This is a genomic window from Bacillus cereus group sp. MYBK245-2 (assembly GCF_051916145.1).
Taxonomy (GTDB): domain Bacteria; phylum Bacillota; class Bacilli; order Bacillales; family Bacillaceae_G; genus Bacillus_A; species Bacillus_A pacificus.
Map to the genome: position 1 here is coordinate 162,752 of NZ_JBQAGB010000003.1, position 25,484 is coordinate 188,235.

Below are 25,484 nucleotides of genomic sequence, written 5' to 3' on the forward strand. Positions count from 1 at the left end.
GGAGGGCTTAAAGCATGTCTGAACAAAACACAGCAAAAACATTACCGGATCGTAACGAGATTGAAGAATCAAGTACGTGGCGATTAGAAGATATTTTCCAAACAGATGCAGAATGGGAACAAGAATTCCAAGCTATTAAAGAGCTATTACCGAAGTTAACTGAATTTAAAGGGAAACTTGGTGACTCTGCGAACAATTTACTTGAAGCATTGCAATATGAAGATGAAATTTCAATGCGATTAGGTAAGCTATATACATATGCACATATGCGTTACGATCAAGATACAACAAACTCTGTGTATCAAGCGTTAAATGACCGTGCAACAAATTTATATTCACAAGTATCTAGTAGCACAGCATATATTGTGCCTGAAATTTTATCGATTTCAGAAGATACATTGCAAACATTCTTGAAAGAAAATAGAGAATTAAGTGTATATGAACATGCGTTAGAAGAAATTACGCGTCAACGCCCTCACGTATTATCTGAAGCGGAAGAGGCTTTATTAGCAGAAGCATCTGAAGTAATGAGTGCGTCAAGTAATACATTTGGTATGTTGAATAATGCGGATTTGAAATTCCCATCTATTAAAGGTGAGGATGGAGAAGAAGTAGAAATTACACATGGCCGTTACATTCAGTTTTTAGAAAGTGATGATCGTCGTGTGCGTGAAGATGCATTCAAAGCTGTATATGAAACGTACGGAAAATATAAGAACACATTTGCAAGTACGTTAAGCGGAGCTGTAAAGCGTAATAATTTCAATGCACGTGTTCGTAAATATGACTCTGCACGTCAAGCAGCATTAAGTAATAATAATATTCCTGAAGCGGTGTATGATCAACTTGTTCAATCTGTAAATGATAATTTACACTTGCTACATCGTTACATTGATATTCGTAAGCGTGCACTAGGGCTTGATGAGCTTCATATGTATGATTTATATACACCACTTGTACCAGAAGTGAAAATGAATGTGAAGTATGAAGAAGCGCAAGACATGTTATTAAAGTCTTTACATGTACTGGGTGATGAGTATGTTGATATTTTGAAAGAAGCATATGAAAATCGCTGGGTAGATGTGTATGAGAATAAAGGAAAACGAAGCGGAGCATATTCATCTGGTGCATATGGAACAAATCCTTATATTTTAATGAACTGGCATGATAATGTAAATAATTTATTTACACTTGCTCATGAATTTGGCCATTCTGTCCATAGTTACTACACAAGAAAAACGCAGCCGCACGTATACGGGGATTATTCAATCTTCGTTGCGGAAGTAGCATCAACTTGTAATGAAGCGCTTCTAAACGATTATTTATTAAAAACGACAGAAGATAAGAAAGAGCGTCTATACTTATTAAATCATTATTTAGAAGGATTCCGTGGTACTGTATTCCGTCAAACGATGTTCGCAGAGTTTGAGCATATTATTCATAAGAAAGTACAAGAGGGACATGCGGTAACACCAGACATGCTAACGGAGATCTACTATGATTTAAATAAGAAATATTTCGGTGATGCTTTAGTAATTGATGAAGAAATTGGTTTAGAGTGGTCTCGTATTCCGCACTTCTACTACAACTATTACGTATACCAATACGCAACAGGATTTAGTGCAGCAACGGCTCTATCTAAACAAATTTTAGAAGAAGGGCAACCAGCAGTAGAACGTTACATTAATGAGTTCTTAAAAGCAGGAAGCTCAGATTATCCAATTGAAGTGCTGAAAAAAGCTGGAGTAGATATGGCATCTCCAGAACCGGTAAAAGAAGCATTGCAAGTATTTGAAGAGAAATTAAATGAATTAGAAGCATTATTATTTGAAGAGAAGTAATAGAAAAGACGAGGAATTTGCCTCGTCTTTTTCTTGATGTCATTTTGTCGATATTTGTCGAGAAAATAAATCGAATTGTCTTCTTTTTTCTAAACTAGAAGGCAGTTTTACAGTTCATTAAAGCCCTTTAAATCGTTTTTTATGGTTGAAATAAGAGAGAGCGATGACAATGACTCCGAATAAAAGAGGAAAGGCAATCATTTTAGGAAAAGCTTGTAGTAGAGAGAGGATGTACAAGAAAAAAGAAACGATGACGGCTAGAATGATAAGTAAAATATACGTTTTTTTCATACAAAACACCTCCAAAATAGCTTTTTTATAGCTTATTCAAAAATGAAAACGTTTAGAATGTGACAAAAGTGTGAAATTCGACAAAAGGGGTTGTCATCTGACGTCGAATCTTGTAATATAATAAGCGTGAACGAATTCACATACAAACATATACCCCTTTGTTTGAACGTGAAAATTTCTCCCATCCCCTTTAATATTTTTATAAGCCGTAAAGAAAAAGACCTGGTGTTTACACCAGGTCTTTTTCTTTTGCTATCCATTTCCAATAACGCTCACATTTTACGTCAATCATTTGTACTTTTCGTTTCAGTTGTAATTTTTTTAGTTCACGTTCAATTTCTTGCTTCGAGCAGTCATATATAAATGCTACTTCTTTTGAAGAGATAAATTGTGTCGCTTCCAGTAATACTTCTAAAGGTGGTAATGGCTCTGGCTCGATTTCACATTTTACAAGTTCTTTCAATAATTGTACGTAGACGTCGTAGGAATACGTTCCAGCGATTTTAATACCTTCTTCATCTGAATTTGCATGAAAGAATACGAGAGAAGGTATTTCTGTAATATGCATTTCATTTGTGAATTTTAAGTCACATTGGAAAGCCTTTTTTGCGCTAGCGGAATATAGGTCTTTTTTAAATTCTTCTACATCAATATTGCTATCTTTTGCGCATGCAAGTAATAATTCGCAGTCAGGATTTGATACATTTTCAAGGAAAATATATTCTTGGAGTTTTCGCAAAAACTTCGAACCTGCTTTTCGGCCCTGCAACTCCGCTGCTTTAATTGCCATCGAAACTAAATATGGTGTTGACGATGCTTCTTGCATATGTACCTTTCCATCACATGAAAAACCTTGTAAACTTGTTGTCTTTTCCCACACAAATCGAATATTAGCAGGTTTATTCCATTTGTGTGAGGAAGCGTTCGTTCCGTCCACTTTTCCTGTTACGATATGACGAATAGAGAAGTATTTCCCGTACTCAAGCCATAGTTTAATAATAAAGGGCTCAATTTCCCAGCAATCTTTACAAAGTGGATCAATAAATAAATATGCTTCTACAGACTTATGCTCACATGCGGAAGGAGATGGCATATTGATATGCTTTGCTTCCTGTTTATCCATTATATTTCACCTGTTTCGTTTGGAGTATTAACCATATGCTGAGCAGTTAATGCTAAACGTTCAAAAACGAACTCTCTTATATGACCGTGCACTCCTGTGTCATCCATTGCTTGCTCCATGCACGATAGCCAAGCCTCTGCTCGTTTTGGAGTAATCTCAAACGGGAGATGGCGTGCTCTTAACATAGGATGACCATGTTCTTCAGTGTACAAATTAGGACCACCTAAATATTGTGTTAAAAATTGTTTCTGCTTCCTAGCTGTTTCGGTTAAATCATCCGGGAAGATGGGAGATAGGTCAGGGTGTTTACTGACATAGGAATAAAATGTGTCTACTAATATTGCAATGCATTGTTCACCGCCAATTGCTTCAAATGGTGTCATCGGTTGCTTGCTCATCCTTTTAAACTCCTTTTTCCATGAAATGTATATCTATTGTAGCAATGGAATGTTAGGGAGGGCAAATAAACAGCCTTCATAACGTTCTTTGCTTATTCTACAAATGTAAAAGAATCTTTTCTTTTTCAAAAAGTGAGATGTATCCACTAGTAGAACGTATTCACTAGTGGAATTTTCACTTTAGCGTGCTTTGTTTTGTTTGGCAAGGAAAAAGCGTTTTACTTTATTATTTGTATGACGGATTGGTATGTCGTGTTGCTTTAACAAATGAATAAATGAAGCTTTGCCTGCTTCTTCATCTTGCACTTCAAATTCAATTTCATAATCATCGTGATTGTAATAGAAACTATGATCAAAGACAAGCGTTCCGCCTTCAAATAGTGTTTCGGCTCTTTCAGTTGTTAAACTACCCATATAAGTTAAAGCAGAAACAGGAATTTGTAATGTGTGTAGTTGATCTACTACAGCGCCTTGAATAATTGTATTTGTTTCCATCATCAATCTTGCTTCATCTGCTGTTATAACTTGATGCGTTTCTAACAAGCCGACTTCTGCAGGTTGTTTCAATGTTAATGTATAAGTTGCTCCTTTATGACGAATACGAAGTGCAGAGCCAGCTTCTTTTAATGAGAAGCTCGGTGTTTCAAAGTAGTGATTCACCTGTTTCGTAAATCCTTCAATAGAGAATGATTTACATAATGTATTGAATTCTTCTTCTGTAACAATATTTTTAAATTCAATTTCAATTTCTTGTGTCATTGTATGCGCGCTCCTTTTGAAAAATAATTCTTTACACATTATCGCTTTTTCACAAATTTGGTTCAATGTTTTATTTGTTTGCGTCCATGTTATGATACAATAATACTGTTAAGTAAGACAGGAAGTTGAGATGGAGGAGTTAGAGCATGCAAAATAAAATCCAAGTTAAGAGCGTAGAAAAGAGAGAGAATGCTCTTATTTTTTGTGCGGAAAATAGTGAAATAGAGGTAAAGGAGTTAAGTGCGCGTAATCACGTACTTGTAGACTCAGATAATTTATCATTTTTATATATCTTAGAAAACGAATCATCTTTCATTTATGTAAGCATTCCGCATACATGCTGGGAAGCAATGCATGAAGCGATGAATAACGACGTGGTTATGTTCGTTCGCGTGAATGACATTGAAATGGAATTAGAAGGTTTAAAAGAAGAAGTAGAATATTTAGTTGAAAATATTGAAGGTAATGCAAATTACGGAGAAGAACTAGTAACTGCTGTAGAAAAAGTATTTCTATAAGCAAATGGATTGATTTTGGTGGTGGTTGAAATGAATCGAAATTGGGAAGAATTTTTAGCACCTTACCACCAAGCGGTGGCAGAGCTGAAAGTGAAACTAAAAGGAATGCGTACTCAATTTGCAATGTTAACAGAGCATTCTCCAATTGAGTTTGTAACAGGAAGGGTAAAGTCGGTTGCAAGTATTATTGATAAAGCGGAGAAGAGAAATGTACCGTTAGACAGGCTAAGAGAAGATATGCAAGACATCGCGGGCCTTCGAATGATGTGTCAATTTGTTGATGAGATTAAGCCTGTTGTAGAATATCTTAGAAAACGAAATGACTTTGAAATCGTGGAAGAACGTGATTACGTCACGCAGAAGAAAGATAGCGGTTATCGTTCTTATCATGTTGTCATTAGTTACCCCGTTCAAACGATTCAAGGTGAACAAAAAGTATTGGTAGAAATCCAAATACGTACGCTAGCAATGAACTTTTGGGCAACAATTGAGCATTCTTTAAATTATAAATATAGTGGGCGTTTTCCTGAAGATATTAAAATACGCTTGCAACGTGCAGCGGAAGCAGCATTTTTATTAGATGAAGAAATGTCTTCTATCCGTCTTGAAATTCAAGAAGCGCAGAAGGCTTTTTCAAGAAAGCAAGAAACGAAAGATTCCGAATCATAAACTAAAGGGTGTTGGGCGATGAAATTTACAATTATGTCAAAGGGAGATCAATCATCAGATGCACTGGCAAGCACGATGAAAGAATACTTGCTAGATTTTGGATTTATAATGGATGAACAGGAACCCGATATTGTAATTTCTGTTGGGGGAGATGGAACGCTTTTATATGCGTTTCATCGTTATTATAATCGATTGGATGAAACAGCATTTGTTGGTGTACATACAGGGCATTTAGGTTTCTATGCAGATTGGTTACCGACAGAAGTAGAGAAATTAGTAATTGCAATTGCTAAAACACCATTCCAAGTGGTGGAATATCCGCTTTTAGAAGTGATTATTCGCTATGTGAATGGGAGTAAAGAGTCACAGTATTTAGCGATGAATGAAGCGACTGTGAAAAGTGCAGAAGGTACATTAGTAACAGAAGTGGAAATACGCGGAGAGTACTTTGAAACGTTCCGCGGGGATGGCCTTTGTATTTCTACTCCTTCGGGAAGTACTGCGTATAATAAGGCGCTTGGCGGAGCAATTATTCACCCTTCTATTGAAGCGATTCAAATTGCGGAAATGGCATCTATTAATAACCGTGTGTTTCGTACGGTAGGTTCGCCGCTCGTATTGCCGAAACATCATACATGCGTGCTGAAGCCGACTGCAGGAATGAACTTACAAATTACGGTGGACCATTTAACGATGGTTCATCAAGATGTGAAATCAATTCAGTATCGCGTGGCAAACGAGAAAGTACGATTTGTTCGTTTCCGACCGTTTCCGTTCTGGAAACGAGTTCGTGACTCGTTTGTTGCAGATAAATAGAAAGGGTTTATATATTTGAACAGATTTACATTGAAATGGGATATAGACTCGGCTGAGGAAGGAACTTTGGTTAGAGAATTTTTAAAAACAAAAGGGATCTCCAAAGCCGCATTAACGGATATAAAGTTTCACGGCGGAGCTATTGAAGTAAATGGTCAACATGCGAGCGTTCGCCATCAGTTGCAAGCTGGTGAAGAATTACGTGTCTTTTTTCCAGTGGAGGAAAGAAGTGAAGGGATGATTGCAGAAGATATCCCTTTATGTATTGTATACGAAGATGATGCAGTTCTTGTCATAAACAAAGAGGCGAACATGTCAACGATTCCGTCTAGAGAACATCCGGCTGGAAGTGTTGCAAATGCACTTTTATCTCATTATGATAAGCAACATCTTGCAAGTACGGTGCACATCGTAACGAGGTTAGATCGTGATACTTCAGGGCTTATGCTTATTGCAAAAAATCGTTTCGTACATCATCTTTTATCGAAACAGCATCAACAAAAAGCTGTGAAAAGAACGTATGAAGCGATCGTTCACGGTGAGATGGTAGAAAGAGAAGGAACGATTGACGCACCGATTGGACGAAAATCGGATAGCATTATTGAGCGAACCGTTTGTGAGGATGGGCAAAGAGCTGTTACTCATTTTAGAGTGATCGATAGCGCGAATCATAAGACGCACGTATCACTTGAGCTCGATACAGGGAGAACGCATCAAATTCGTGTACATATGGCGCACATAGGACATCCGCTACTTGGCGATAATTTATATGGTGGAAAAAGAGATGAAATGAAGCGACAAGCGCTTCACAGTACATCCTTGACGTTTTATCATCCTATTTTAGAGAAAGAAATGTCTTTCACTACACCGATTCCAAGCGATATGCAAGCGGTATTAAGACATACTTAAAAAGGGAACAAAATTCTTATGTAACGAAGAATTTTGTTCCCTTTTTTCTTAGCGGAATAATATTAAAATTTGGTTTTCACCCGTGCGCTTTATAACGAAAAAGCCACTTTCAGATTTTGTAGCAATGCCATCGTTATTTGGACGACAATATCCATGCGTTTCGCAAGTACCGTCATCACGTACTAACATTTGTCCAATTAATCCGACAGGAAGCCACTCGTTACGGTCTTTTCTTGCTATATATTTGCAAGCTGGATCCCATTCTGTATTTAAAAGGGGTTGTATGTCTTGCGATTCCGTACGTACATATTGACGTTTTCCAAAGCTATCTGTTTTATAGCGTTTTTGCCAACTTAAAGCGCCGCTATTTCCTATAAGAGCGGGGGTGGCGCTAGATATTCCTAAGATGAATGAATCGTTTGAAGTAGCGATTCGAATTTTTTCTTCGCTACTAAATGTAACGAAATAACCTACATCAATAAAAGTATTGTCTACTGTTTCAAACATTTGCGCAAAATCAGTTCCGCTTGCATTGTAAGAAGCGCCCTCAATGTACATTTCTCCATTATGAGCAAGCCACTTTGCACCGATATTATGATCGGTTTCATTTGTGCCGTTTGCAATAAACCAAGAATAAGATTCATCTGCTGTGCCGAAGCGCCCCATAATATGGCTACCTGCAAAATGAGCTGTTGATGTATGATTACCTTCCGCATGAGAAGAGAATCCGTTAGCGATAGTCGCGGTTCCTTCTGCATGTGCTGCTTCGCCTAAAGCGATTGTATGTTTACCTTCTGCATGAGAATAAGCGCCACTTGCTGTCGTTTCACTTCCTTCACTATGGGAACTATGTCCAGTTGCTTTCGTTTTTGATCCTTCTGCATGAGAGAAAGAACCTTTTGCATGTGTCAGAAGTCCTTCTGCATGTGAAGCTGTACCCTCTGCATGAGAGTGAAGACCCTCTGCATATGCATACCGCCCATCTTTTTTTACTTTTGTATTTTCAGATGTAGGGGTCTGAATGATAATCGTTTTTTCTGTTTGTATATCACCTGATGGTACTAATGCTTCTTTAATTTTTTTCACTTGATTTATAATAGCAGCTGGAATTTCTGCTTCCGCTTTTTTATTTATTGCTACAGGGCTGTTTTCTTCTGTATTCTTCTCTACTTGCTCAGAAGGCACAATCTGTTCAGGATGAGTAGAGAGAGGTTTATTTTTTTGCTGCATCTTTGCTTTTCTATTATCAATTATGCGGCTCATTACAGCATTCTGTAATGAGACATATTTTGGTCTATCTTTGTTTTTTGTGGAAGCCTCTTGTTCTTCCAGTTCTTCTACAGCTGCAGCTCGAATGCTGCACCAGTTGTTAATTCCGTACATGGGCAGATAAAAAGGCGGGCATTTTCTTTTTTGTTTAGAAGATTTTTTCTTCATTCTGTCACCTCCTGCGACAGTATATGCCGTGTCATTAAAAAAAGATGCACTTTATTGCATCTTTTTTTAATGACTTTACCCAGTTTTTATATGAGAGACGCCTAAATGATACGGTAATCCTTACATATGGGTTATGAAATTGGGCGGAATTTCTCAGGGACAAAAGGCAGGGAGGAAGGAACGGAAACAGTCTCCATTTCAGGATAACGTAGTCCAGTTAGTTTGCCACCAAATACAGCACCAGTGTCAATATTGACTGTATGATTTACAAAGCGAGGTTCTTTTACGGGTGTATGTCCATATACAACCCAAGCTGTTCCTTTATACTCCTTCGCCCAGTCGCGACGGACAGGAGAGCCGTCAGCATGTTTTTCTCCTGTAATATCGCCGTATAATACAAAGGTTTGTACTTTTTTATCTTTTCTTCCTATGTAATCTTGCCGAATGCCGGCGTGACACACAATTAACCTTTTTTCATCGAGTACATGATATAAAGGGGATTGCTCGTAAAGTGTGATGAATTTTTCTTTTATCATGTTTTGTTGATGAGAAGGCAGTGCTTCATATTCGGCAACAGTTGTTTCGAGTCCATGAGCGATTGTCACATTACGTCCAAGGAAAAATCGGTATAGCTTATTGCAGTGATTTCCCGGAGCGTAATACGCTACTTTTTTATTTATGACAAGTTCCCATACAATTTCAATCATACGTAATGAGTGAGGACCGCGATCTGTGATATCGCCAACAAAAGCAAGCTTGCGTTGATCAGGGTGAATCGGCAAGTCACTATTCCAGTTATATCCGAGTTTTTTCGTTAAATCTTGAAACTCTTGGAAGCATCCATGAATATCCCCTATAATGTCATATTTCATATGTAAACCTCCATCATATTTTTCATTAGTATATCTAAAAAAGGATAGAGATAAAAATATACCGCTTTTGTGCTTCAGTTGAACATAAAGATTTTCGTTCTTGAGCGGACGTTTAAAACAAATCCAATCGCTATCATGTATGTGAGTAAGGAGCTTCCTCCGTAGCTCATAAGGGGTAGTGTGATGCCTGTAATAGGTAGTAATCCGATTGTCATCCCGATATTTTGAAATACTTGAAAAGTAAACATTCCGATTGTACCAGCGCAGATGTAACTGCCGAAAGGGTCATTACTTTCTATAGCGATATGAATCATGCGGAAAATAAGTAGGAAAAAAAGCGCAATAATGACGCTTGCGCCTAAAAATCCGAATTGCTCAGCGACATTCGTGAAAATAAAATCTGTATGTGGTTCTGGAAAGTATACTTGTCCATTTTCCCAACCTTTTCCTTGCATTTCTCCTGATCCGGTAGCTAAGAAAGCTTGTCTTAATTGATAGCCTTGCGCATCATATTTGTATGGCGCTAACCAGCCGTAGAAGCGATTTAGTTGATATTCTTGTAAAATGTGTGCTTTAAAGAATTTTGTATGAGTGAAAAAAATATACGTTAATGTAAAGCCAGCTACAAAGATACCGGAAACTAACCCGAAAATAAAACGCCAACGTATACCAGAAACTAATATCATTGCTGCGAGCATAGCTGAAATTACCATTGTGTTTCCTAAATCAGGTTCCTTTGCAATCAGTAGTAATGGCGGCAAACTTGTTGCGCATATTTTTCCGAGTAATAGAAAATCGTCGTGTATTGTTCGGTAAAAATATTTCTCATTATGATTCGCTATAATTCGTCCGATGACAATAATTAAAAACAATTTCATAATTTCGGAAGGCTGGAAATTTCCGATGCCTGGGAGCCTGTACCAAGCGGTCGCACCTTTAATTGTAACGGCACCTGGTACTTGAAATTCTAGTCCAATAAGTAGTACCAATGCAAAGCTATATAAATACCAAGCAATTTTTTGATAACGATCGAAATCGATAATCATAATGATACCAATGGCTATGAATCCAATGAAGTACCACTGGATTTGCTTTAATACAAAATTTACATGTTGTAAAAATGGTGATAAAGAGGCTTGTGCACTTGCAATTGCAAAACAACTAACAATTCCAATGGCAAATAAAATGAATAGCAATACGTAGTCTATTTGATATTGAGAATTTGAATCTTTCAATGTGTGTATTCCTTTCTATCGCCTAGTAAGTATGTGGATCATGTCATGATAAAAATAATATACAAGCAGACTATGCATACATTTATTCCACTATTTGCGGGAAGTCATACATCACAAGGAAGGAATTCCCCCTTGTGATGGATTATATTGCATGGAGTTCTTTTGTAACTATATTCAAACAATGAGAAAGGCGAGTATGTGTATCGGTCGTTGGAATGAGTTCTGGATATAGCTGATAAAATGTTGTAGCATTTTTATACCATTCGCAAGCTTTTAACAGACTCGTTTTGTAATAGTCAATCTCTTGTAGAAAACCATATTTTTTTGAATGTAAAACGAGATGTGAAAAATCTTCGCAACCTTCAAGGTATTTGTGATGTACTTGCTGTCCCGTATGAAGGCGGAAAGAACTTAAAGGTTCCGTGATGTAGATTGCATCACCTTTGGAAAGTAAACTGATCCAAGAAGCCATATCCACACTACAATTATAATTTCTACCATTTAAAGTACCGAAAGGTTCTGTTAATAGGCGTTTTCGAAAGAGTACAGTCGTAGGTTCACCAATAATATTTTGCCCTAGTATAAGCATATGGTTTCCAAGATCTTTCCCATTTAATAGAGTATCTTCATCATATAATCTTTTCATGGAGGGGTGTTGTTCAATTATCTCTCCATCATCATTAATCCAAGTACGATAAGATGTAATAAGTGCGAGATTTTGATCTAAGTCTTTTTGGAAATAAAACATCATTTTTTCAATTTTATTATTATAAAATATATCATCGTCCATTAAGAAATTTATGTACTCTCCATTTGACTGTTCTAAGAGCATAAGGGCGTTATGAAATTGTCCTAAAGTAGAGGGATTTCGAATGTATTTTATATGTTTATACTTATGTAAATAATGTCTGTATATTAATTTTTCTGTTTCATTATTTGTACTATCGTCTCCTACAATAATTTCAATATTGGAATACGTTTGTGCTAATGCACTTTCTAGAGCAATTTTAAAATAATGTGGTCGATTATAGGTAGGAATAAGGATGGAAACGAGAGGTGAATTTTTTATATTATCCATATACAACTACCTTTCAGAAATTTTTTGTGTAAGAATCATATCTTGATAACTTGTGTGTTTCGTTCTGCCACACCATGAACCATAATGAGGAGGGGTCTGCATTTTTAGCCCATATTTATTTAATAGAGTACGAATATCTTCCTCAGGATAGGCAACTGCGAAATTCGGGATATCTTTATTTAGAACATAACAATTGTCAATTTGATGGTAAAAACCTAACGGACTTAGTCCTGCATTTAAGTAATAAGAAGATTCAGGATTAATTAAAAAGAAAGTAATAAAACATCTCCCATCTTTTTTCAGAACTCGTGCAATCTCGCGTACGTAATGTTCTAATTCTTTCGGAAGGAGATGGGTAAATACAGACGTTAAAAAAATAAAATCGAATGATTCATCTTCATATGGAAACTTGTATTGGGAAGCATCTTCTTTTCCATCGGGATTGTAGAATTGGTTATATATATCGACATGTTCAAAATGGAAATTGTTACGGCGTGTTGAAATGTTATTTTTGCACCATGTAATTCCCTTATTAAATAAGTCAAATCCATAATAAGTACCATCATCGCTTAAATAGTTCATTAATGGAACCGCCATCCGGCCGATACCACAGCCTACATCTAACACTGTTTCATTTGATTTTAAATTGCCAATTTCAATAAAATACTGCATAAACTCTTTTCCAACTTCTTCAAAATGACCACCTACATATTGAACAAGTTCTGGAGGTGGGATTAATGTGATTTTTTTCTCATTTTCGTTCAAAAAATTCACACCTTTCTTATAGTAAAGTAGGAAATTTCTACTTTATATTGAGGGGAGCTTTGCTTTTATTCATTACAAGATTGGTTTTCATGAATTAGTAGTATAATAGTACCCCTCAACTAAATATTTTTTTATTCTATTCTTTTCTCCAAAAAATACCGAAATCATCAATTTGAGTCATAGGAGTTTTTATGTTTCTTTCACTTCTGAAATCTGTTACAGCTTCTGCGCATGTTATCAATCCATAATCATCAATAATAATAAAGCCACCTGTTGAAACTTTATCGTATAAATTTACAAGGCTATCCATCGTTGATTCATACATATCACCATCAAGGCGAGCAATTGCAATTTTTTCTACCGGTGCTGAAGGCAATGTATCTTTAAACCATCCCTTTAAAAACTTCACCTGATCATTTAATAAATCATATTTTCTAAAGTTTTCTTGCACTGTTTCTAAAGAAACTCGTAAGTAATCGAATGTGTGTAAATAATCACCGTAATCTTTCGGATATTGTTCTAAGTTAGGTGCGGGCAGACCTTCAAACGAATCGGCAACCCATACAGTACGATCCTTAATGTTGTTTGCTTGTAAAAACCCATTCATAAAAATACATGATCCTCCGCGCCATACACCAGTTTCAATAAAATCGCCTTCTATATTTTCCCTGACTACAGTTTCCATCGCTTCTTGTAATTGATTCATACGTTTTCGACCAACCATACTGTGTGCAGCTCTTGGCCAATCCTTGCCACCTTGACGCTCATTGTTTGAAACATTAGGATTAACGATTTTTAAATTGTGATTTTCTACATACTGCTTAAGAAATAAAGGAAGTGGAACCGTAACTGGTTCATATGATAGTTCTTTAGATATATGTAACGAAGCAGGTAAGTATGGTTCGTATTCTAACCATATTTCAAATAAAATTGTTTTCTTTAATAACTCAAGATAAAGCTGGACAGCCGATTTATTTTCCATATAAGTGCCTCCTGAAGAATGTCATACAACATTATGACTATGTAGAAAAGAAGGATTTAATGATTGAATTTACTAATGAAAAAGCAGTAAAACTGATATCAGTTTTACTGCTAAGTAAAAAAATTAAGCGATTTTTTCAATAATAATAGATGCATTTGTACCAAGAGCTAATGATAGCCCAAGCCCTGTAACGATTACTTCAACTAATGATGGAGTTGTCGTAATTTGCGTAATTGCTTGAACAACGATAGGTGCTCCAACTGAGATTAAAGTAGCCCCAGTACCTGGTACAGGTAATCCATTCACTTGAATTGTAAGGCCACCTAATACACTTACTGCTGCAGTATATACGATAACAGTAATTTTATAGAATCCAGTTTCACTAATTACGAAAGTATCAGGATCTAATTGAGAAATTGCTGTACCAAACTGAGATCCAACAGTATTAAATGGTACTGGAGCATTAAGTCCAAGATCTAAAGAAATCCCAGCGGAGTTAAATGCATACAATCCTGCTGGAAGTCCTAGGCCTGATGGTCCAGTCAGTCCAGTCGGTCCAGTAGGCCCAGTCGGTCCGGTAGCCCCAGTCGGTCCAGTAGCACCAGTGTCACCAGTCGGCCCAGTTGGTCCAGTAGCACCAGTGTCACCAGTCGGCCCAGTTGGTCCAGTAGCACCAGTGTCACCAGTCGGCCCAGTTGGTCCAGTCGTACCAGTTGTACCAGTTGGTCCAGTTGGTCCAGTTGTACCAGTAGGCCCAGTAGGCCCAGTAGGCCCAGTCGGTCCAGTAGGCCCAGTCGGCCCAGTTGGTACAGTAGGCCCAGTCGGCCCAGTAGGTCCAGTCGGTCCAGTTGGCCCAGTCGGAAGGGTAAACGGTGGTATTGGTGGTAATGTTGGTCCTACAAGATTAGGGTCAAATGCACTAGCTGATAAAGATTCATCGGGATTCAATCCATCTGAATAATTATTATTTGACATAAATTCACCTCCATAAAGCGTTCATTATATAGTAGATGCAAAACCGGAAGAAAATGACACGGACATTTGAATTATTGAAAAGAAATCTTAAACTGCTTGTGCAAGTTAAAAAAGTGGAAAGTTTATTGTATGTATAACATATGATTGATTTGGAAGAGGGTGATTATGTTGAACAAGCAAGGAATTACAATTAGTTTATGTATGATTGTTCGAGATGAGGAAGATACAATCGGTCGATGTTTAGATGCAGTCGGAAAAATTGTTGATGAAATTATTATAGTTGATACAGGTTCCATTGATCGAACGAAAGAAATTGTAGCTCAATATACCTCTAACATATATGACTTTCCATGGATTAATGATTTTGCGGCAGCGAGAAATTTTTCTTTTTCAAAAGCAACGCAAGAGTATATATTGTGGCTAGATGCAGATGACGTATTATTAGAAGATGCTCAAGAAGCATTGAAACTCTTAAAAAGAGAATTAGATCCTAAAATTGATGCTGTTTCGATGCCTTATCATCTTGCATTGGATTCTAGCGGGAAACCTTTATATTGTACAAAAAGAAATCGACTTGTAAAGCGTGAAAAACAATTCCAATGGTTTGGAAAGGTTCATGAGTATTTAGCTATTTCTGGTGAAACTTTTAGTAGTAATGTTGCTATTACACATAAAAAAGAAAAAAAGGTAACAAATCGTAATTTGAAAATTTTTCAAAATGCTGTAGCTGCAGGAGAAGAATTGAGTCCGAGAGATTTATTTTATTACGCTAATGAATCTATGGATAACCAAAAATATGATGATGCAGTTATGCTATATGAAACATTTCTTAATCAAGATGAAGGATGGTATGAAGAGAAAATTTATGCATGTGGTAAGTTAGGAGATTGCTATGCAAAGCTTGGATCATGGGAAAAGGCAATTGAATCTTGCGTGAAGTCGTTTCGATATGATGTTCCTAGAGGGGAGAATTGTACAAGAATAGGATATATATATATGGAACAACAAAAATATAACGAAGCGATATTTTGGTTTAAACTTGCAACGGAAGTACCAATGGCGACGGAGAGTCCATTTCATAGTCCAGCGAGCTACACATGGCTTCCCTATTTACAAATGTGTATTTGTTATAGCAAGTTAGGAGATCAAGACAAAGCTTATTATTACAACGAATTAGCGGCTGCTTATGTTCCAAATAATGCTGCAATCGAATATAACCGCAAATATTTTCGGGATGTTTTTGATAAACAATATAAATCGTTATAGGCAGCTTTTTTTAGAAATGGCTCATCGCGATTCTAACTCTAATAGATTGGCTATATAGTAAAGTATCGGCAATGTAACTAGTACAGGTTACATTTATAGACTTTAAATGAGATTTATATTTCAAATTCAAATTGCATAAGGAGTGTGTAAAATGAATTCCCCAAAAAATTCTTTATATGAAGAAAAGTCTGGGCATTATTATAATGCAGTGAATCCGAATGTATTAAAGCATATAAAAAAGGAATGGAAAGAAGTTCTTGATATCGGTTGTTCGAGTGGTGCACTTGGAGCTGCCATAAAAGAAAATGGCACACGTGTATCTGGAATTGAGGCATTCCCAGAGGCGGCAGAACAAGCAAAAGAAAAACTAGATCATGTCGTTTTAGGCGATATAGAAACAATGGATATGCCGTACGAGGAGGAGCAATTTGATTGCGTTATATTTGGTGACGTATTAGAGCATTTATTTGATCCTTGGGCCGTAATAGAAAAAGTAAAGCCATATATAAAAGAAAATGGTGTGATTTTAGCAAGTATACCAAACGTTGCTCACATTTCAGTATTAGCGCCGTTACTCGCTGGAAATTGGACGTATACAGAATATGGCTTATTAGATAAAACGCATATTCGTTTCTTTACATTTAATGAAATGCTACGAATGTTTTTAAAAGCAGGCTTTTCAATTAGTAAAGTAGATCGTGTATATGTTGATCATAAAATGTATGAACCGCTTATTGAGGAATTATATGGAATTTGTAAAAAATATCGTCTTGGAAGTGGCTTCATGGCTGAGACGGTTGTATTTCAATACATTATTGAAGCAGAAAAATCACAATTATGAGTGCCGCAGATAAAACAATATTATTTGTTACATGTATAAATGATCGGAAAATGTATGCACAGTGTGTACGACATATATTGAGTTTAGCAGTGCCTCCAGGATATATTGTACAATTTATGCCAATTCGGAATGCGAAAAGTATGACGAGCGGATATAATCAAGCGATTTCGCATCCAGCGAAATATAAAGTATATATACACCAAGATGTTTTCATTATGAATGTGGCATTTTTATACGGATTACTTCAATTATTTAACGAACATGAACATCTTGGAATGATTGGAATGATTGGAGCGCAATATGTTCCTCCAAACGGGATATGGAATGAAGGCAAGGGAGTTGTTGGGAAAGTAATTGGGTATATGAACGATTTATTTTATATGGCAACTCAAGAACAACCGTACCATGAGGCAAAAACATTTATACCTGTGGAATGTATAGACGGTTTATTGATGGCAACGCAATACGATATTCCGTGGCGAGAAGACTTGTTTGATGGGTTTGACTATTATGATGTATCTCAGTCATTTGAATTTAGAAAAGCTGGCTATACAGTTGGGGTTCCTGTACAGCGTGATGCGTGGTGCATTCACTATCATATTGATGTGAATATGACCAACTATGACAAGTATAGAAAGATATTTGTGGAGCACTATATGTCAGATGTAAATCAAGACGAATAGAGGGGCTACAAAATGAAGGATCGTACAATATTAGTTGTTGTTTGTGTGAATAATGAAGAGCTATTTGAACAATGCGAGAGACAAATAAGAAACCTTTTTGTTCCCCCTGATTATGTCGTGCAAATTTTTCCGATACGAGATGCGAAAAGTATGGCAAGCGCATATAACCGAGCACTTTCATATCCCGCGAAGTATAAGGTTTATATACATCAGGACACGTATCTTATTAATCGAGAGATGTTTTATACACTTATTTCCCTGTTTAAAGATAATGAAAAGCTCGGCTTAATTGGAGTAGCTGGAGCCCAATTTTTACCGAGTAACGGGATATGGTGGGAAGGGAAAAATTTAGTAGGGAAAGTGATTGAGTATAGAAGACGGAATTATCAATTATTAAATTTAGATCAGGGGTTTTATGGAAGTCAATCTTTTATGTCGGTGCAGGCAATTGATGGCTTATTCATGGCAACGCAGTATGATATTCCGTGGCGAGAAGATTTGTTTCAAGGGTTCCACTTTTATGATGTATCACAGTCTTTAGAGTTTCAAAGGGCTGGTTATTTAATTGGTATCCCAAATCAATCAAATTTATGGTGTATTCATTATAACGGGGATGAGTTTGATGCGGATACATATGAGGAGTATCGGAAAGTGTTTGTAGAACATTACAAAGATATATTATCTCCATCATAAGGGAGAGATGCAGGATGAAAGGAATTATTTTAGCAGGTGGAACTGGATCAAGATTATATCCAATAACGAAAGTAACGAATAAACATTTGCTTCCAGTTGGACGGTATCCAATGATTTATCATGCAGTATATAAGCTAAAACAATGCGAAATTACAGATATTATGATTATTACAGGTAAAGAGCATATGGGAGATGTTGTTAGTTTTTTAGGAAGCGGCCAAGAATTTGGCGTGTCCTTTACGTATCGTGTGCAAGATAAGGCTGGCGGAATTGCGCAAGCATTAGGGCTTTGTGAAGACTTCGTTGGGAATGATCGCATGGTAGTTATATTAGGAGATAATATCTTTTCTGATGATATTCGTCCGTATGTTGAAGAGTTTGCAAATCAAAAAGAGGGTGCGAAAGTACTGCTGCAATCTGTAGATGATCCGGAGAGATTTGGCGTAGCGCATATTCAAAACGACAAAATAATTGAAATTGAAGAAAAGCCGAAAGAGCCGAAAAGTTCCTATGCAGTCACAGGAATTTATTTGTATGATTCGAAAGTCTTTTCTTATATAAAAGAATTAAAACCTTCCGCAAGGGGAGAGCTTGAAATTACAGATATCAATAATTGGTATTTAAAACGTGAGGTACTTACTTATAATGAAATGAGCGGTTGGTGGACTGATGCAGGAACTCATGTTTCTCTTCAAAGGGCGAATATGTTAGCGCGGGATATAAACTTTGGTAAACAGTTTAACGGAGAATAGGTGAGAATATGAAAGTTATAGAAACAAACTTTACTGACGCAAAATTGTTAGAACCGAGGTTATTTGGAGATGGGCGTGGCTTTTTTACTGAAAGTTATAATAAGAAGGTGCTAGAAACATTAGGAATTACGTATTCATTTGTACAGGATAATGTTTCATATTCAGCGGAAGCGGGAACGATTCGGGGATTACACTTTCAAAAAAATCCGAAAGCACAAACGAAACTTATTCAAGTTGTGCAAGGAGCAATCTATGACGTTATCGTCGATTTGCGAAAAGATTCCCCAACGTTTAGGCAGTGGAGAGGATATATTTTAAGTGCAGATAATCATCGACAATTATTAGTACCAAAAGGATTTGCGCACGGTTTTTGTACACTTGTTCCGCATACGATTGTTATGTATAAAGTAGATGAGTATTATAGTGCTGATCATGATTCAGGGGTACTTTGGAGTGATAAAGAATTAGCAATTCCATGGCCGGTAACAAGTCCTATTTTGTCTGACAAAGATCGAATATTACCATCACTTCAGGAATGTGAAGATAGTTTTTGAGTAGGAGAGTTGTGTATGAATATATTAGTAACAGGTGGAGCAGGATTTATTGGAAGTAATTTTGTGCATTATATGTTACAAAGCTATGAAACATATAAAATTATTAATTTCGATGCATTAACATATAGTGGAAACTTAAATAATGTAAAGTCTATTCAAGATCATCCGAATTACTATTTTGTAAAAGGGGAAATTCAAAATGGAGAGCTACTGGAGCATGTTATTCAGGAACGTGATGTGCAAGTCATTGTCAATTTCGCAGCTGAATCACATGTGGACCGTAGTATTGAAAATCCGATCCCTTTTTATGATACAAATGTAATTGGGACAGTCACTTTATTAGAATTAGTAAAAAAATATCCGCATATTAAACTCGTGCAAGTATCAACGGATGAGGTGTATGGCTCTTTAGGAAAAACAGGGCGATTTACCGAGGAAACCCCGTTAGCTCCAAATAGTCCATATTCTTCAAGCAAAGCGAGCGCCGATATGATAGCTTTATCTTATTATAAAACATATCAATTACCAGTTATCGTAACGCGTTGTTCCAATAACTATGGGCCGTATCAATATCCTGAAAAATTAATTCCGTTAATGGTTACGAATGCGCTCGAAGGAAAAAAATTACCGTTATATGGCGATGGATTAAATGTAAGAGATTGGCTACATGTAACGGATCATTGTCGTGCGATTGACGTTGTTTTGCATAAGGGACGTATAGGAGAAGTATATAATATAGGTGGAAATAATGAAAAAACAAATATAGATGTTGTGGAACAAATTATTACTCTCTTAGGAAAAACGGAAAAGGATATTGAATATGTGACAGACCGTTTAGGACACGACCGCCGTTATGCGATTGATGCAGAGAAAATGAAGAATGAATTTGATTGGGAACCGAAGTATACGTTTGAGCAAGGGTTACAAGAAACGGTGCAATGGTATGAGAAGAATGAGGAATGGTGGAAACCATTAAAAAAGTAAGGGGTATATAAATGAGAGAACGGATTATCATAACAGGAGCAAATGGTCAATTGGGAAAGCAACTACAAGAAGAGTTAAATCCTGAAGAATATGACATATATCCATTTGATAAAAAGTTACTAGATATAACAAATATATCCAAAGTGCAGCAAGTAGTACAAGAAATAAGGCCACATATCATTATTCATTGTGCAGCGTATACGAAGGTTGATCAAGCTGAGAAAGAACGAGATCTTGCTTATAGAATAAATGCAATAGGGGCTCGAAATGTAGCAGTTGCCTCACAATTAGTGGGGGCGAAGTTAGTTTATATTAGTACGGATTATGTATTTCAAGGTGATAGACCGGAAGGGTACGATGAATTTCATAATCCGGCGCCGATAAATATATACGGGGCTTCTAAATATGCGGGAGAGCAGTTCGTCAAAGAGTTACATAATAAATACTTTATCGTTCGTACGTCATGGTTGTATGGTAAGTATGGAAATAATTTTGTGAAAACGATGATGCGATTAGGGAAAGAAAGAGAAGAAGTATCTGTTGTAGCGGATCAAATCGGTTCTCCTACGTATGTGGCGGATTTAAATGTAATGATTAATAAGCTCATTCATACTTCTTTATACGGTACGTATCACATATCCAATAGAGGATCATGTTCTTGGTTTGAATTTGCAAAGAAAATATTTTCGTATGCAAATATGAAAGTGGATGTATTACCGGTTTCAACTGAAGAATTTGGAGCGGCGGCAGCGAGACCAAAATATTCTATTTTCCAACATAACATGCTACGATTAAATGGTTTTTTACAAATGCCTTCTTGGGAAGAAGGATTAGAGCGTTTTTTTATAGAAACAAAAAGTCATTAACAATTTTCAGTTAATGACTTTTTTGTTTGCCTTTAAGAGGTTTTATGTTACTATAATTATAGTATCAGGTACTAATAACAAGTATAAGTATTTCTGGGAGGATATATCATGGAACTATTACAAGGGAAAACATTTGTTGTTATGGGCGTTGCGAACCAAAGAAGTATTGCATGGGGAATTGCTCGCTCTTTGCATAATGCAGGTGCAAAATTAATCTTCACATATGCAGGAGAACGTTTAGAGAGAAATGTTCGTGAATTAGCGGATACATTAGAAGGACAAGAATCACTTGTATTACCTTGTGATGTAACAAATGATGAAGAACTTACAGCTTGTTTTGAAACAATCAAGCAAGAAGTTGGTACAATTCACGGTGTAGCGCACTGTATTGCTTTTGCAAATCGTGACGACTTAAAAGGTGAATTTGTAGATACTTCTCGCGACGGATTTTTACTTGCACAAAATATTAGTGCATTCTCTTTAACAGCTGTAGCAAGAGAAGCGAAGAAAGTAATGACAGAAGGCGGAAATATTTTAACGTTAACATATCTTGGCGGCGAGCGCGTTGTGAAAAACTATAACGTTATGGGCGTTGCGAAAGCTTCATTAGAAGCGAGCGTGAAATATTTAGCGAACGATTTAGGCCAACATGGCATTCGCGTTAACGCTATTTCTGCAGGTCCAATTCGTACGTTATCTGCAAAAGGTGTAGGCGACTTTAACTCAATCTTAAGAGAAATTGAGGAGCGCGCACCACTTCGTCGTACAACAACTCCAGAAGAAGTTGGGGATACAGCAGTATTCTTATTCAGTGATTTAGCACGCGGCGTAACAGGAGAAAACATTCACGTTGATTCAGGGTATCATATCTTAGGATAATTATAATATGAACTGTTAAAGGACAATCTCTACATGTTGAGATTGTCCTTTTTATTTGTTCTTGGAAAGAACGATTTTTAACGAAAGTTCTTACCATGTGATGAATATAACTATAATAGTACACGATTTATCCAGCTACGTATGGAAGTGGGAGGGACGAGTGTGAAGAATAAAAATAAAAGTTCAACAGTTGGAAAACCGTTGTTATATATTGCGCAAGTAAGTTTGGAACTTGCTGCACCGAAAATAAAAAGAATTATTTTAACAAACTTTGAAAATGAGGATCGAAAAGAGGAAAGTAATAGAAACGAAAATGTTGTAAGTAGTGCTGTGGAAGAGGTCATAGAACAAGAACAGGAACAACAAGAGGAGCAGCAAGTGAAAGGGAAAATAGAAGAAGAGGAACAAGTACAAGAACAGCAAGAGCCAGTGAGAACTGTTCCATATAATAAATCATTTAAGGATATGAATAACGAAGAGAGAATTCATTTTTTATTAAATCGCCCTCATTATATTCCGAAAGTAAGGTGCAGAATAAAAACAGCTACAGTTTCATATGTTGGATCAATCATATCGTATCGTAATGGAATTGTAGCGATTATGCCACCAAATAGCATGCGAGATATTAAGTTGTCTATAGATGATATCCAGTCGATTAGTATGGCCGGCTTTTAAATATGTAAAGGTGGTAGAAATCTTCTACCACCCCAATAGTTTTTTAGTTTACTTCACTTATTAGATAGAAACGTCGCGTAAGCACTGGATAGCACAGAAACAGCTTAAATCAACAGTAAGGCAAGTGTTAGTTGATACTAATCTTGCATTTGGTACAGCTAAAAACGTACAAATTGGATTATCACCAGGTGGTACAGGAGAACCGTCACCTAATACAACAGTTAATACACGTAGCACAGCACAGCTATCATCATCTACACTTTCCACACGGAAAATTGGAGATTGGCAGCTAACAAGGCTTGCAGATGGTGCAAATGCTTCAAATGCTGTTCCAGCTTTTGTGTATAAAATAAAAGGGCGTGTATTTGCTACTGAAGCACTATTGTGTGCCCCTAAAAATGGGATTTCACAACCAGATCCACACGTTGTTGTAGAACAATCTTGTAATTCATTGATGAATTTTACAACGTCAACTACACAATGAGAAGAGCCATGGTGTTTATTTTCGTTACAACTCATTAATGTCACTCCTTATCTTCTTGTTTGTATTTACATTAATAAGATATTGGAGTCGAGGAGATTTGGTCACAATCTCAAGACCTTTTTTTTTAAATAGGCGAAAGAAGATAAGGGAAGGTGGAATCATGCTGTTTACAAGTTGGCTTTTATTTTTTATTTTCGCGTTAGCGGCTTTTAGGCTCACCCGTTTAATTGTTTATGATAAAATTACAGCTTTTTTGCGAAGACCGTTTATTGACGAATTAGAGATTACAGAGCCGGATGGAAGTGTATCAACTTTTACAAAAGTAAAAGGTAAAGGATTAAGAAAGTGGATTGGCGAATTATTAAGCTGTTATTGGTGTACAGGTGTATGGGTTAGTGCTTTTTTATTAGTTTTATATAATTGGATTCCAATCGTTGCAGAGCCGTTACTTGCGTTATTAGCTATTGCAGGAGCAGCAGCAATCATTGAAACGATTACAGGATATTTTATGGGAGAATAATATATTTTCATACTAAGAGAAAAAGCGGAGTTTAAAAGAATGAGGGAACGGAAATAAAGAGTTGTTCATATAGTAAATAGACAGAATTGACAGTAGAGGAGATGTTTGCTGTGAGCAATAATCCAAGGCAAAATTCATATGACCTGCAGCAATGGTATAACATACAGCAACAGCACTATGCACAACAACAGGCATATCAAGAACAATTGCAACAACAAGGATTTGTGAAGAAAAAAGGATGCAATTGTGGGAAAAAGAAGAATACAATAAAACACTATGAAGAATGAAACACTCATGCTACTGTGAGTGTTTTTTATTATACATATAAAAAGCGGTATTTCAATGAAGAAATACCGCTTTTTACTAACCAATTTGTGAAACTGTTAATGCTGCAGCACGGATGTCTACAGTTCCAATTAACTCAACTGGTACAATTTGAATTAAGTCACCAGGGTTTAAGTTAATAAGAATAACACCACTGGATACGTCTACTTCACCAGTACCAATAACGTTAGAACGAACCGCTGTACCTGATCCAGGAATAATGTTAGCCGGTGTACCTAATGATAAGAAGAAACGACCAGCTTCTGGTGCAGTAGGTACATTATCAAGACTAATTGTTAATGTATAACTGATTTGATAAATACCAGCTCGTAGAATTCGAATGCCATCTCCGACACTTACTGTATCATTTATTACAGGAACAGGAATATTTGGGTTTGGACTTACGCTAGGTAATAGTAGTGGTGTAAATAATGAAGCGAACTGAGGTGCAGACGCGTTGAAAGCAAAACCGAAGGCAGGTAGTGTACTAGCTGGTTTCGCCTCACAATCGATTTTTGTAAATTCGCAATCAGAAGAGAACATGTTTTTCACTCCTTTATCTGTTTCTACTTTCAGTTAATGAAAAGGACAGGTTCTATGTTCTAGACAAGTTCCCAATTTTAAGAAATTTACATAATAATACTCGTTAAGCATGGATTGGGTGGCAGATAATTCTGCCACCCAATCCATGCTTAACTCATTATTTAGTTTTAAATCGTAACATCACGTAAGCATTGAATAGCGCAGAAGCAACTTAAATCAACAGTAAGACAAGTGTTGGTCGATATTAATCTTGCATTTGGTACAGCTAAAAACGTACAAATTGGATTATCACCAGGTGGTACAGGAGAACCGTCACCTAATACAACAGTTAATACACGCAATACAGCGCAATCATCATCATCTATACTCTCGACACGGAAAATTGGAGATTGGCAGCTAGAAAGGCTTGCAGATGGCGCGAATGCTTCAAATGGTGTTCCGGCTTTTGTGTATAAAATAAAAGGACGTGTATTTGCTACTGATGCGCTATTATGTGCTCCTAGAAAGGGGACTTCACAACCAGATCCGCATGTTGTTGTTGCACATTCTTGTAGTTCATGTATAAAACGAACGACATTAGATACACAGTTGAAATCAAAATCATGTTGATGATCTTCGTTACAATTGCAGCTCATTATGTTCACTCCTTCTCGTGAGTTCTGACATACACTATTACAATATGAGTGGGATATGGTTGATATTACGTTAATTCTTATGATAAAAAGAGGGAATTTATATAGGAGGGATGTACA

General features: G+C 36.6%; 31 protein-coding genes. 17 read left to right on the forward strand and 14 right to left on the reverse strand.

Annotated features, from left to right (window positions below):
- Nucleotides 1-14 precede the first annotated feature (14 nt).
- A complete protein-coding gene (gene pepF, locus ACTFRN_RS07900) occupies nt 15-1,841 on the forward strand; it encodes an oligoendopeptidase F (protein ID WP_000003391.1) in 1,827 nt (608 codons plus the stop codon).
- A 117-nt stretch (nt 1,842-1,958) separates the two neighbouring features.
- On the opposite strand, the gene ACTFRN_RS07905 is transcribed toward pepF, so the two are convergent.
- From ACTFRN_RS07905 to ACTFRN_RS07920, 4 genes are all read right to left on the reverse strand, one after another.
- Nucleotides 1,959-2,132: a hypothetical protein gene (locus tag ACTFRN_RS07905; protein WP_074567614.1), complete on the reverse strand. Its 174-nt coding sequence runs from the start codon at nt 2,130-2,132 to the stop codon at nt 1,959-1,961.
- Between the two features lie 229 nt (nt 2,133-2,361).
- Nucleotides 2,362-3,255: a ClpXP adapter SpxH family protein gene (locus ACTFRN_RS07910; RefSeq protein WP_000360652.1), complete on the reverse strand. Its 894-nt coding sequence runs from the start codon at nt 3,253-3,255 to the stop codon at nt 2,362-2,364.
- Nucleotides 3,255-3,653, reverse strand: coding sequence for a globin domain-containing protein (locus ACTFRN_RS07915; RefSeq protein ID WP_000043381.1), 399 nt, complete (start codon nt 3,651-3,653; stop codon nt 3,255-3,257). The genes ACTFRN_RS07910 and ACTFRN_RS07915 overlap by 1 nt, the downstream gene beginning before the upstream one ends.
- A gap of 180 nt (nt 3,654-3,833) precedes the next feature.
- Nucleotides 3,834-4,412: a CYTH domain-containing protein gene (locus ACTFRN_RS07920; RefSeq protein WP_000191109.1), complete on the reverse strand. Its 579-nt coding sequence runs from the start codon at nt 4,410-4,412 to the stop codon at nt 3,834-3,836.
- 146 nt (nt 4,413-4,558) lie between these two features.
- Between ACTFRN_RS07920 and ACTFRN_RS07925 the strand changes: the two genes are divergently transcribed.
- Genes ACTFRN_RS07925 through ACTFRN_RS07940 form a run of 4 tightly spaced genes read left to right on the forward strand, consistent with a single transcriptional unit; the run spans nt 4,559 to nt 7,324 of the window.
- Nucleotides 4,559-4,930, forward strand: a complete 372-nt coding sequence (locus tag ACTFRN_RS07925) for a hypothetical protein (RefSeq protein ID WP_001180003.1) — start codon at nt 4,559-4,561, stop codon at nt 4,928-4,930.
- A gap of 30 nt (nt 4,931-4,960) precedes the next feature.
- Nucleotides 4,961-5,599 carry a GTP pyrophosphokinase gene (locus ACTFRN_RS07930; RefSeq protein ID WP_001081482.1) on the forward strand — a complete coding sequence of 213 codons (639 nt, stop codon included), beginning with the start codon at nt 4,961-4,963 and terminating at the stop codon, nt 5,597-5,599.
- 18 nt (nt 5,600-5,617) lie between these two features.
- The gene (locus ACTFRN_RS07935; protein ID WP_000673185.1) at nt 5,618-6,415 is read left to right on the forward strand and encodes an NAD kinase; all 798 of its coding nucleotides are present in this window, start codon (nt 5,618-5,620) and stop codon (nt 6,413-6,415) included.
- Nucleotides 6,416-6,430: 15 nt separating this feature from the next.
- Nucleotides 6,431-7,324, forward strand: a complete 894-nt coding sequence (locus ACTFRN_RS07940; RefSeq protein WP_049113696.1) for an RluA family pseudouridine synthase — start codon at nt 6,431-6,433, stop codon at nt 7,322-7,324.
- A gap of 48 nt (nt 7,325-7,372) precedes the next feature.
- On the opposite strand, the gene ACTFRN_RS07945 is transcribed toward ACTFRN_RS07940, so the two are convergent.
- The 7 genes from ACTFRN_RS07945 to ACTFRN_RS07975 all read right to left on the reverse strand — a co-directional run bounded on the left by ACTFRN_RS07945 (nt 7,373) and on the right by ACTFRN_RS07975 (nt 14,668).
- Entirely contained in the window at nt 7,373-8,761 is a 1,389-nt protein-coding gene (locus ACTFRN_RS07945; protein ID WP_000730501.1) for a peptidase G2 autoproteolytic cleavage domain-containing protein, read from the reverse strand.
- Between the two features lie 131 nt (nt 8,762-8,892).
- Nucleotides 8,893-9,633, reverse strand: coding sequence for a bis(5'-nucleosyl)-tetraphosphatase PrpE (prpE, locus tag ACTFRN_RS07950; RefSeq protein ID WP_049113694.1), 741 nt, complete (start codon nt 9,631-9,633; stop codon nt 8,893-8,895).
- 74 nt (nt 9,634-9,707) lie between these two features.
- Nucleotides 9,708-10,868 (reverse strand): FtsW/RodA/SpoVE family cell cycle protein, encoded by a 1,161-nt coding sequence (locus tag ACTFRN_RS07955; RefSeq protein ID WP_088106552.1) that lies wholly within the window; start codon nt 10,866-10,868, stop codon nt 9,708-9,710.
- Between the two features lie 142 nt (nt 10,869-11,010).
- Nucleotides 11,011-11,946, reverse strand: coding sequence for a glycosyltransferase family 2 protein (locus ACTFRN_RS07960; protein WP_074567613.1), 936 nt, complete (start codon nt 11,944-11,946; stop codon nt 11,011-11,013).
- A 6-nt stretch (nt 11,947-11,952) separates the two neighbouring features.
- Complete coding sequence (locus tag ACTFRN_RS07965) at nt 11,953-12,711, reverse strand: class I SAM-dependent methyltransferase (RefSeq protein WP_124878238.1); 759 nt, start codon at nt 12,709-12,711, stop codon at nt 11,953-11,955.
- A gap of 136 nt (nt 12,712-12,847) precedes the next feature.
- Nucleotides 12,848-13,693, reverse strand: coding sequence for a TylF/MycF family methyltransferase (locus tag ACTFRN_RS07970; protein WP_074567611.1), 846 nt, complete (start codon nt 13,691-13,693; stop codon nt 12,848-12,850).
- Between the two features lie 123 nt (nt 13,694-13,816).
- Nucleotides 13,817-14,668: a BclA C-terminal domain-containing protein gene (locus ACTFRN_RS07975; RefSeq protein ID WP_088106553.1), complete on the reverse strand. Its 852-nt coding sequence runs from the start codon at nt 14,666-14,668 to the stop codon at nt 13,817-13,819.
- 165 nt (nt 14,669-14,833) lie between these two features.
- Between ACTFRN_RS07975 and ACTFRN_RS07980 the strand changes: the two genes are divergently transcribed.
- The 10 genes from ACTFRN_RS07980 (at nt 14,834) to ACTFRN_RS08025 (ending at nt 22,861) form a co-directional block, all read left to right on the forward strand.
- Complete coding sequence (locus ACTFRN_RS07980) at nt 14,834-15,934, forward strand: glycosyltransferase (protein ID WP_000932904.1); 1,101 nt, start codon at nt 14,834-14,836, stop codon at nt 15,932-15,934.
- 151 nt (nt 15,935-16,085) lie between these two features.
- Nucleotides 16,086-16,775 (forward strand): class I SAM-dependent methyltransferase, encoded by a 690-nt coding sequence (locus tag ACTFRN_RS07985; protein WP_074567609.1) that lies wholly within the window; start codon nt 16,086-16,088, stop codon nt 16,773-16,775.
- Nucleotides 16,772-17,458, forward strand: a complete 687-nt coding sequence (locus tag ACTFRN_RS07990; RefSeq protein WP_014893215.1) for a glycosyltransferase family protein — start codon at nt 16,772-16,774, stop codon at nt 17,456-17,458. The genes ACTFRN_RS07985 and ACTFRN_RS07990 overlap by 4 nt, the downstream gene beginning before the upstream one ends.
- A 12-nt stretch (nt 17,459-17,470) precedes the next feature.
- The gene (locus ACTFRN_RS07995; RefSeq protein ID WP_014893214.1) at nt 17,471-18,151 is read left to right on the forward strand and encodes a glycosyltransferase family protein; all 681 of its coding nucleotides are present in this window, start codon (nt 17,471-17,473) and stop codon (nt 18,149-18,151) included.
- Between the two features lie 14 nt (nt 18,152-18,165).
- Nucleotides 18,166-18,903, forward strand: coding sequence for a sugar phosphate nucleotidyltransferase (locus tag ACTFRN_RS08000; protein WP_000676172.1), 738 nt, complete (start codon nt 18,166-18,168; stop codon nt 18,901-18,903).
- 8 nt (nt 18,904-18,911) lie between these two features.
- Nucleotides 18,912-19,457, forward strand: a complete 546-nt coding sequence (gene rfbC, locus ACTFRN_RS08005) for a dTDP-4-dehydrorhamnose 3,5-epimerase (RefSeq protein ID WP_074567608.1) — start codon at nt 18,912-18,914, stop codon at nt 19,455-19,457.
- 15 nt (nt 19,458-19,472) lie between these two features.
- The gene (gene rfbB / locus ACTFRN_RS08010; RefSeq protein WP_001024148.1) at nt 19,473-20,441 is read left to right on the forward strand and encodes a dTDP-glucose 4,6-dehydratase; all 969 of its coding nucleotides are present in this window, start codon (nt 19,473-19,475) and stop codon (nt 20,439-20,441) included.
- Between the two features lie 11 nt (nt 20,442-20,452).
- Nucleotides 20,453-21,307, forward strand: a complete 855-nt coding sequence (gene rfbD / locus ACTFRN_RS08015) for a dTDP-4-dehydrorhamnose reductase (RefSeq protein WP_001209174.1) — start codon at nt 20,453-20,455, stop codon at nt 21,305-21,307.
- Nucleotides 21,308-21,415: 108 nt separating this feature from the next.
- Entirely contained in the window at nt 21,416-22,186 is a 771-nt protein-coding gene (fabI, locus tag ACTFRN_RS08020) for an enoyl-ACP reductase FabI (RefSeq protein ID WP_000421885.1), read from the forward strand.
- A gap of 141 nt (nt 22,187-22,327) precedes the next feature.
- Nucleotides 22,328-22,861, forward strand: a complete 534-nt coding sequence (locus tag ACTFRN_RS08025; RefSeq protein ID WP_074567607.1) for a spore coat CotO family protein — start codon at nt 22,328-22,330, stop codon at nt 22,859-22,861.
- A gap of 60 nt (nt 22,862-22,921) precedes the next feature.
- On the opposite strand, the gene exsY is transcribed toward ACTFRN_RS08025, so the two are convergent.
- Complete coding sequence (gene exsY / locus ACTFRN_RS08030) at nt 22,922-23,380, reverse strand: exosporium assembly protein ExsY (protein WP_001277726.1); 459 nt, start codon at nt 23,378-23,380, stop codon at nt 22,922-22,924.
- A 125-nt stretch (nt 23,381-23,505) separates the two neighbouring features.
- On the opposite strand from exsY, the gene ACTFRN_RS08035 reads away from it, so the two are divergent.
- Nucleotides 23,506-23,865, forward strand: a complete 360-nt coding sequence (locus tag ACTFRN_RS08035) for a DUF1360 domain-containing protein (protein WP_000899662.1) — start codon at nt 23,506-23,508, stop codon at nt 23,863-23,865.
- Nucleotides 23,866-23,966: 101 nt separating this feature from the next.
- Entirely contained in the window at nt 23,967-24,152 is a 186-nt protein-coding gene (locus ACTFRN_RS08040) for a hypothetical protein (RefSeq protein ID WP_002194706.1), read from the forward strand.
- 76 nt (nt 24,153-24,228) lie between these two features.
- Here ACTFRN_RS08040 and exsF read toward each other — a convergent pair whose 3' ends face one another.
- Both exsF and cotY read right to left on the reverse strand, forming a co-directional pair.
- Nucleotides 24,229-24,732: an exosporium protein ExsF gene (exsF, locus tag ACTFRN_RS08045; RefSeq protein WP_000492932.1), complete on the reverse strand. Its 504-nt coding sequence runs from the start codon at nt 24,730-24,732 to the stop codon at nt 24,229-24,231.
- A gap of 167 nt (nt 24,733-24,899) precedes the next feature.
- Entirely contained in the window at nt 24,900-25,367 is a 468-nt protein-coding gene (cotY, locus tag ACTFRN_RS08050; RefSeq protein ID WP_001277714.1) for a spore coat protein CotY, read from the reverse strand.
- Nucleotides 25,368-25,484 lie beyond the last annotated feature (117 nt).

Excerpts from the sequence above, each read along its gene's own strand:
- pepF (WP_000003391.1), top strand. The coding sequence starts at position 15 with ATGTCTGAACAAAACACAGCAAAAACATTACCGGATCGTAACGAGATT.
- ACTFRN_RS07905 (WP_074567614.1), bottom strand. The coding sequence starts at position 2,132 with ATGAAAAAAACGTATATTTTACTTATCATTCTAGCCGTCATCGTTTCT.
- ACTFRN_RS07910 (WP_000360652.1), bottom strand. The coding sequence starts at position 3,255 with ATGGATAAACAGGAAGCAAAGCATATCAATATGCCATCTCCTTCCGCA.
- ACTFRN_RS07915 (WP_000043381.1), bottom strand. The coding sequence starts at position 3,653 with ATGAGCAAGCAACCGATGACACCATTTGAAGCAATTGGCGGTGAACAA.
- ACTFRN_RS07920 (WP_000191109.1), bottom strand. The coding sequence starts at position 4,412 with ATGACACAAGAAATTGAAATTGAATTTAAAAATATTGTTACAGAAGAA.
- ACTFRN_RS07925 (WP_001180003.1), top strand. The coding sequence starts at position 4,559 with ATGCAAAATAAAATCCAAGTTAAGAGCGTAGAAAAGAGAGAGAATGCT.
- ACTFRN_RS07930 (WP_001081482.1), top strand. The coding sequence starts at position 4,961 with ATGAATCGAAATTGGGAAGAATTTTTAGCACCTTACCACCAAGCGGTG.
- ACTFRN_RS07935 (WP_000673185.1), top strand. The coding sequence starts at position 5,618 with ATGAAATTTACAATTATGTCAAAGGGAGATCAATCATCAGATGCACTG.
- ACTFRN_RS07945 (WP_000730501.1), bottom strand. The coding sequence starts at position 8,761 with ATGAAGAAAAAATCTTCTAAACAAAAAAGAAAATGCCCGCCTTTTTAT.
- prpE (WP_049113694.1), bottom strand. The coding sequence starts at position 9,633 with ATGAAATATGACATTATAGGGGATATTCATGGATGCTTCCAAGAGTTT.
- ACTFRN_RS07960 (WP_074567613.1), bottom strand. The coding sequence starts at position 11,946 with ATGGATAATATAAAAAATTCACCTCTCGTTTCCATCCTTATTCCTACC.
- ACTFRN_RS07970 (WP_074567611.1), bottom strand. The coding sequence starts at position 13,693 with ATGGAAAATAAATCGGCTGTCCAGCTTTATCTTGAGTTATTAAAGAAA.
- ACTFRN_RS07975 (WP_088106553.1), bottom strand. The coding sequence starts at position 14,668 with ATGTCAAATAATAATTATTCAGATGGATTGAATCCCGATGAATCTTTA.
- ACTFRN_RS07980 (WP_000932904.1), top strand. The coding sequence starts at position 14,834 with ATGTTGAACAAGCAAGGAATTACAATTAGTTTATGTATGATTGTTCGA.
- ACTFRN_RS07985 (WP_074567609.1), top strand. The coding sequence starts at position 16,086 with ATGAATTCCCCAAAAAATTCTTTATATGAAGAAAAGTCTGGGCATTAT.
- ACTFRN_RS07990 (WP_014893215.1), top strand. The coding sequence starts at position 16,772 with ATGAGTGCCGCAGATAAAACAATATTATTTGTTACATGTATAAATGAT.
- ACTFRN_RS07995 (WP_014893214.1), top strand. The coding sequence starts at position 17,471 with ATGAAGGATCGTACAATATTAGTTGTTGTTTGTGTGAATAATGAAGAG.
- ACTFRN_RS08000 (WP_000676172.1), top strand. The coding sequence starts at position 18,166 with ATGAAAGGAATTATTTTAGCAGGTGGAACTGGATCAAGATTATATCCA.
- rfbC (WP_074567608.1), top strand. The coding sequence starts at position 18,912 with ATGAAAGTTATAGAAACAAACTTTACTGACGCAAAATTGTTAGAACCG.
- rfbB (WP_001024148.1), top strand. The coding sequence starts at position 19,473 with ATGAATATATTAGTAACAGGTGGAGCAGGATTTATTGGAAGTAATTTT.
- rfbD (WP_001209174.1), top strand. The coding sequence starts at position 20,453 with ATGAGAGAACGGATTATCATAACAGGAGCAAATGGTCAATTGGGAAAG.
- fabI (WP_000421885.1), top strand. The coding sequence starts at position 21,416 with ATGGAACTATTACAAGGGAAAACATTTGTTGTTATGGGCGTTGCGAAC.
- ACTFRN_RS08025 (WP_074567607.1), top strand. The coding sequence starts at position 22,328 with ATGGAAGTGGGAGGGACGAGTGTGAAGAATAAAAATAAAAGTTCAACA.
- exsY (WP_001277726.1), bottom strand. The coding sequence starts at position 23,380 with ATGAGTTGTAACGAAAATAAACACCATGGCTCTTCTCATTGTGTAGTT.
- ACTFRN_RS08035 (WP_000899662.1), top strand. The coding sequence starts at position 23,506 with ATGCTGTTTACAAGTTGGCTTTTATTTTTTATTTTCGCGTTAGCGGCT.
- ACTFRN_RS08040 (WP_002194706.1), top strand. The coding sequence starts at position 23,967 with ATGTTTGCTGTGAGCAATAATCCAAGGCAAAATTCATATGACCTGCAG.
- exsF (WP_000492932.1), bottom strand. The coding sequence starts at position 24,732 with ATGTTCTCTTCTGATTGCGAATTTACAAAAATCGATTGTGAGGCGAAA.
- cotY (WP_001277714.1), bottom strand. The coding sequence starts at position 25,367 with ATGAGCTGCAATTGTAACGAAGATCATCAACATGATTTTGATTTCAAC.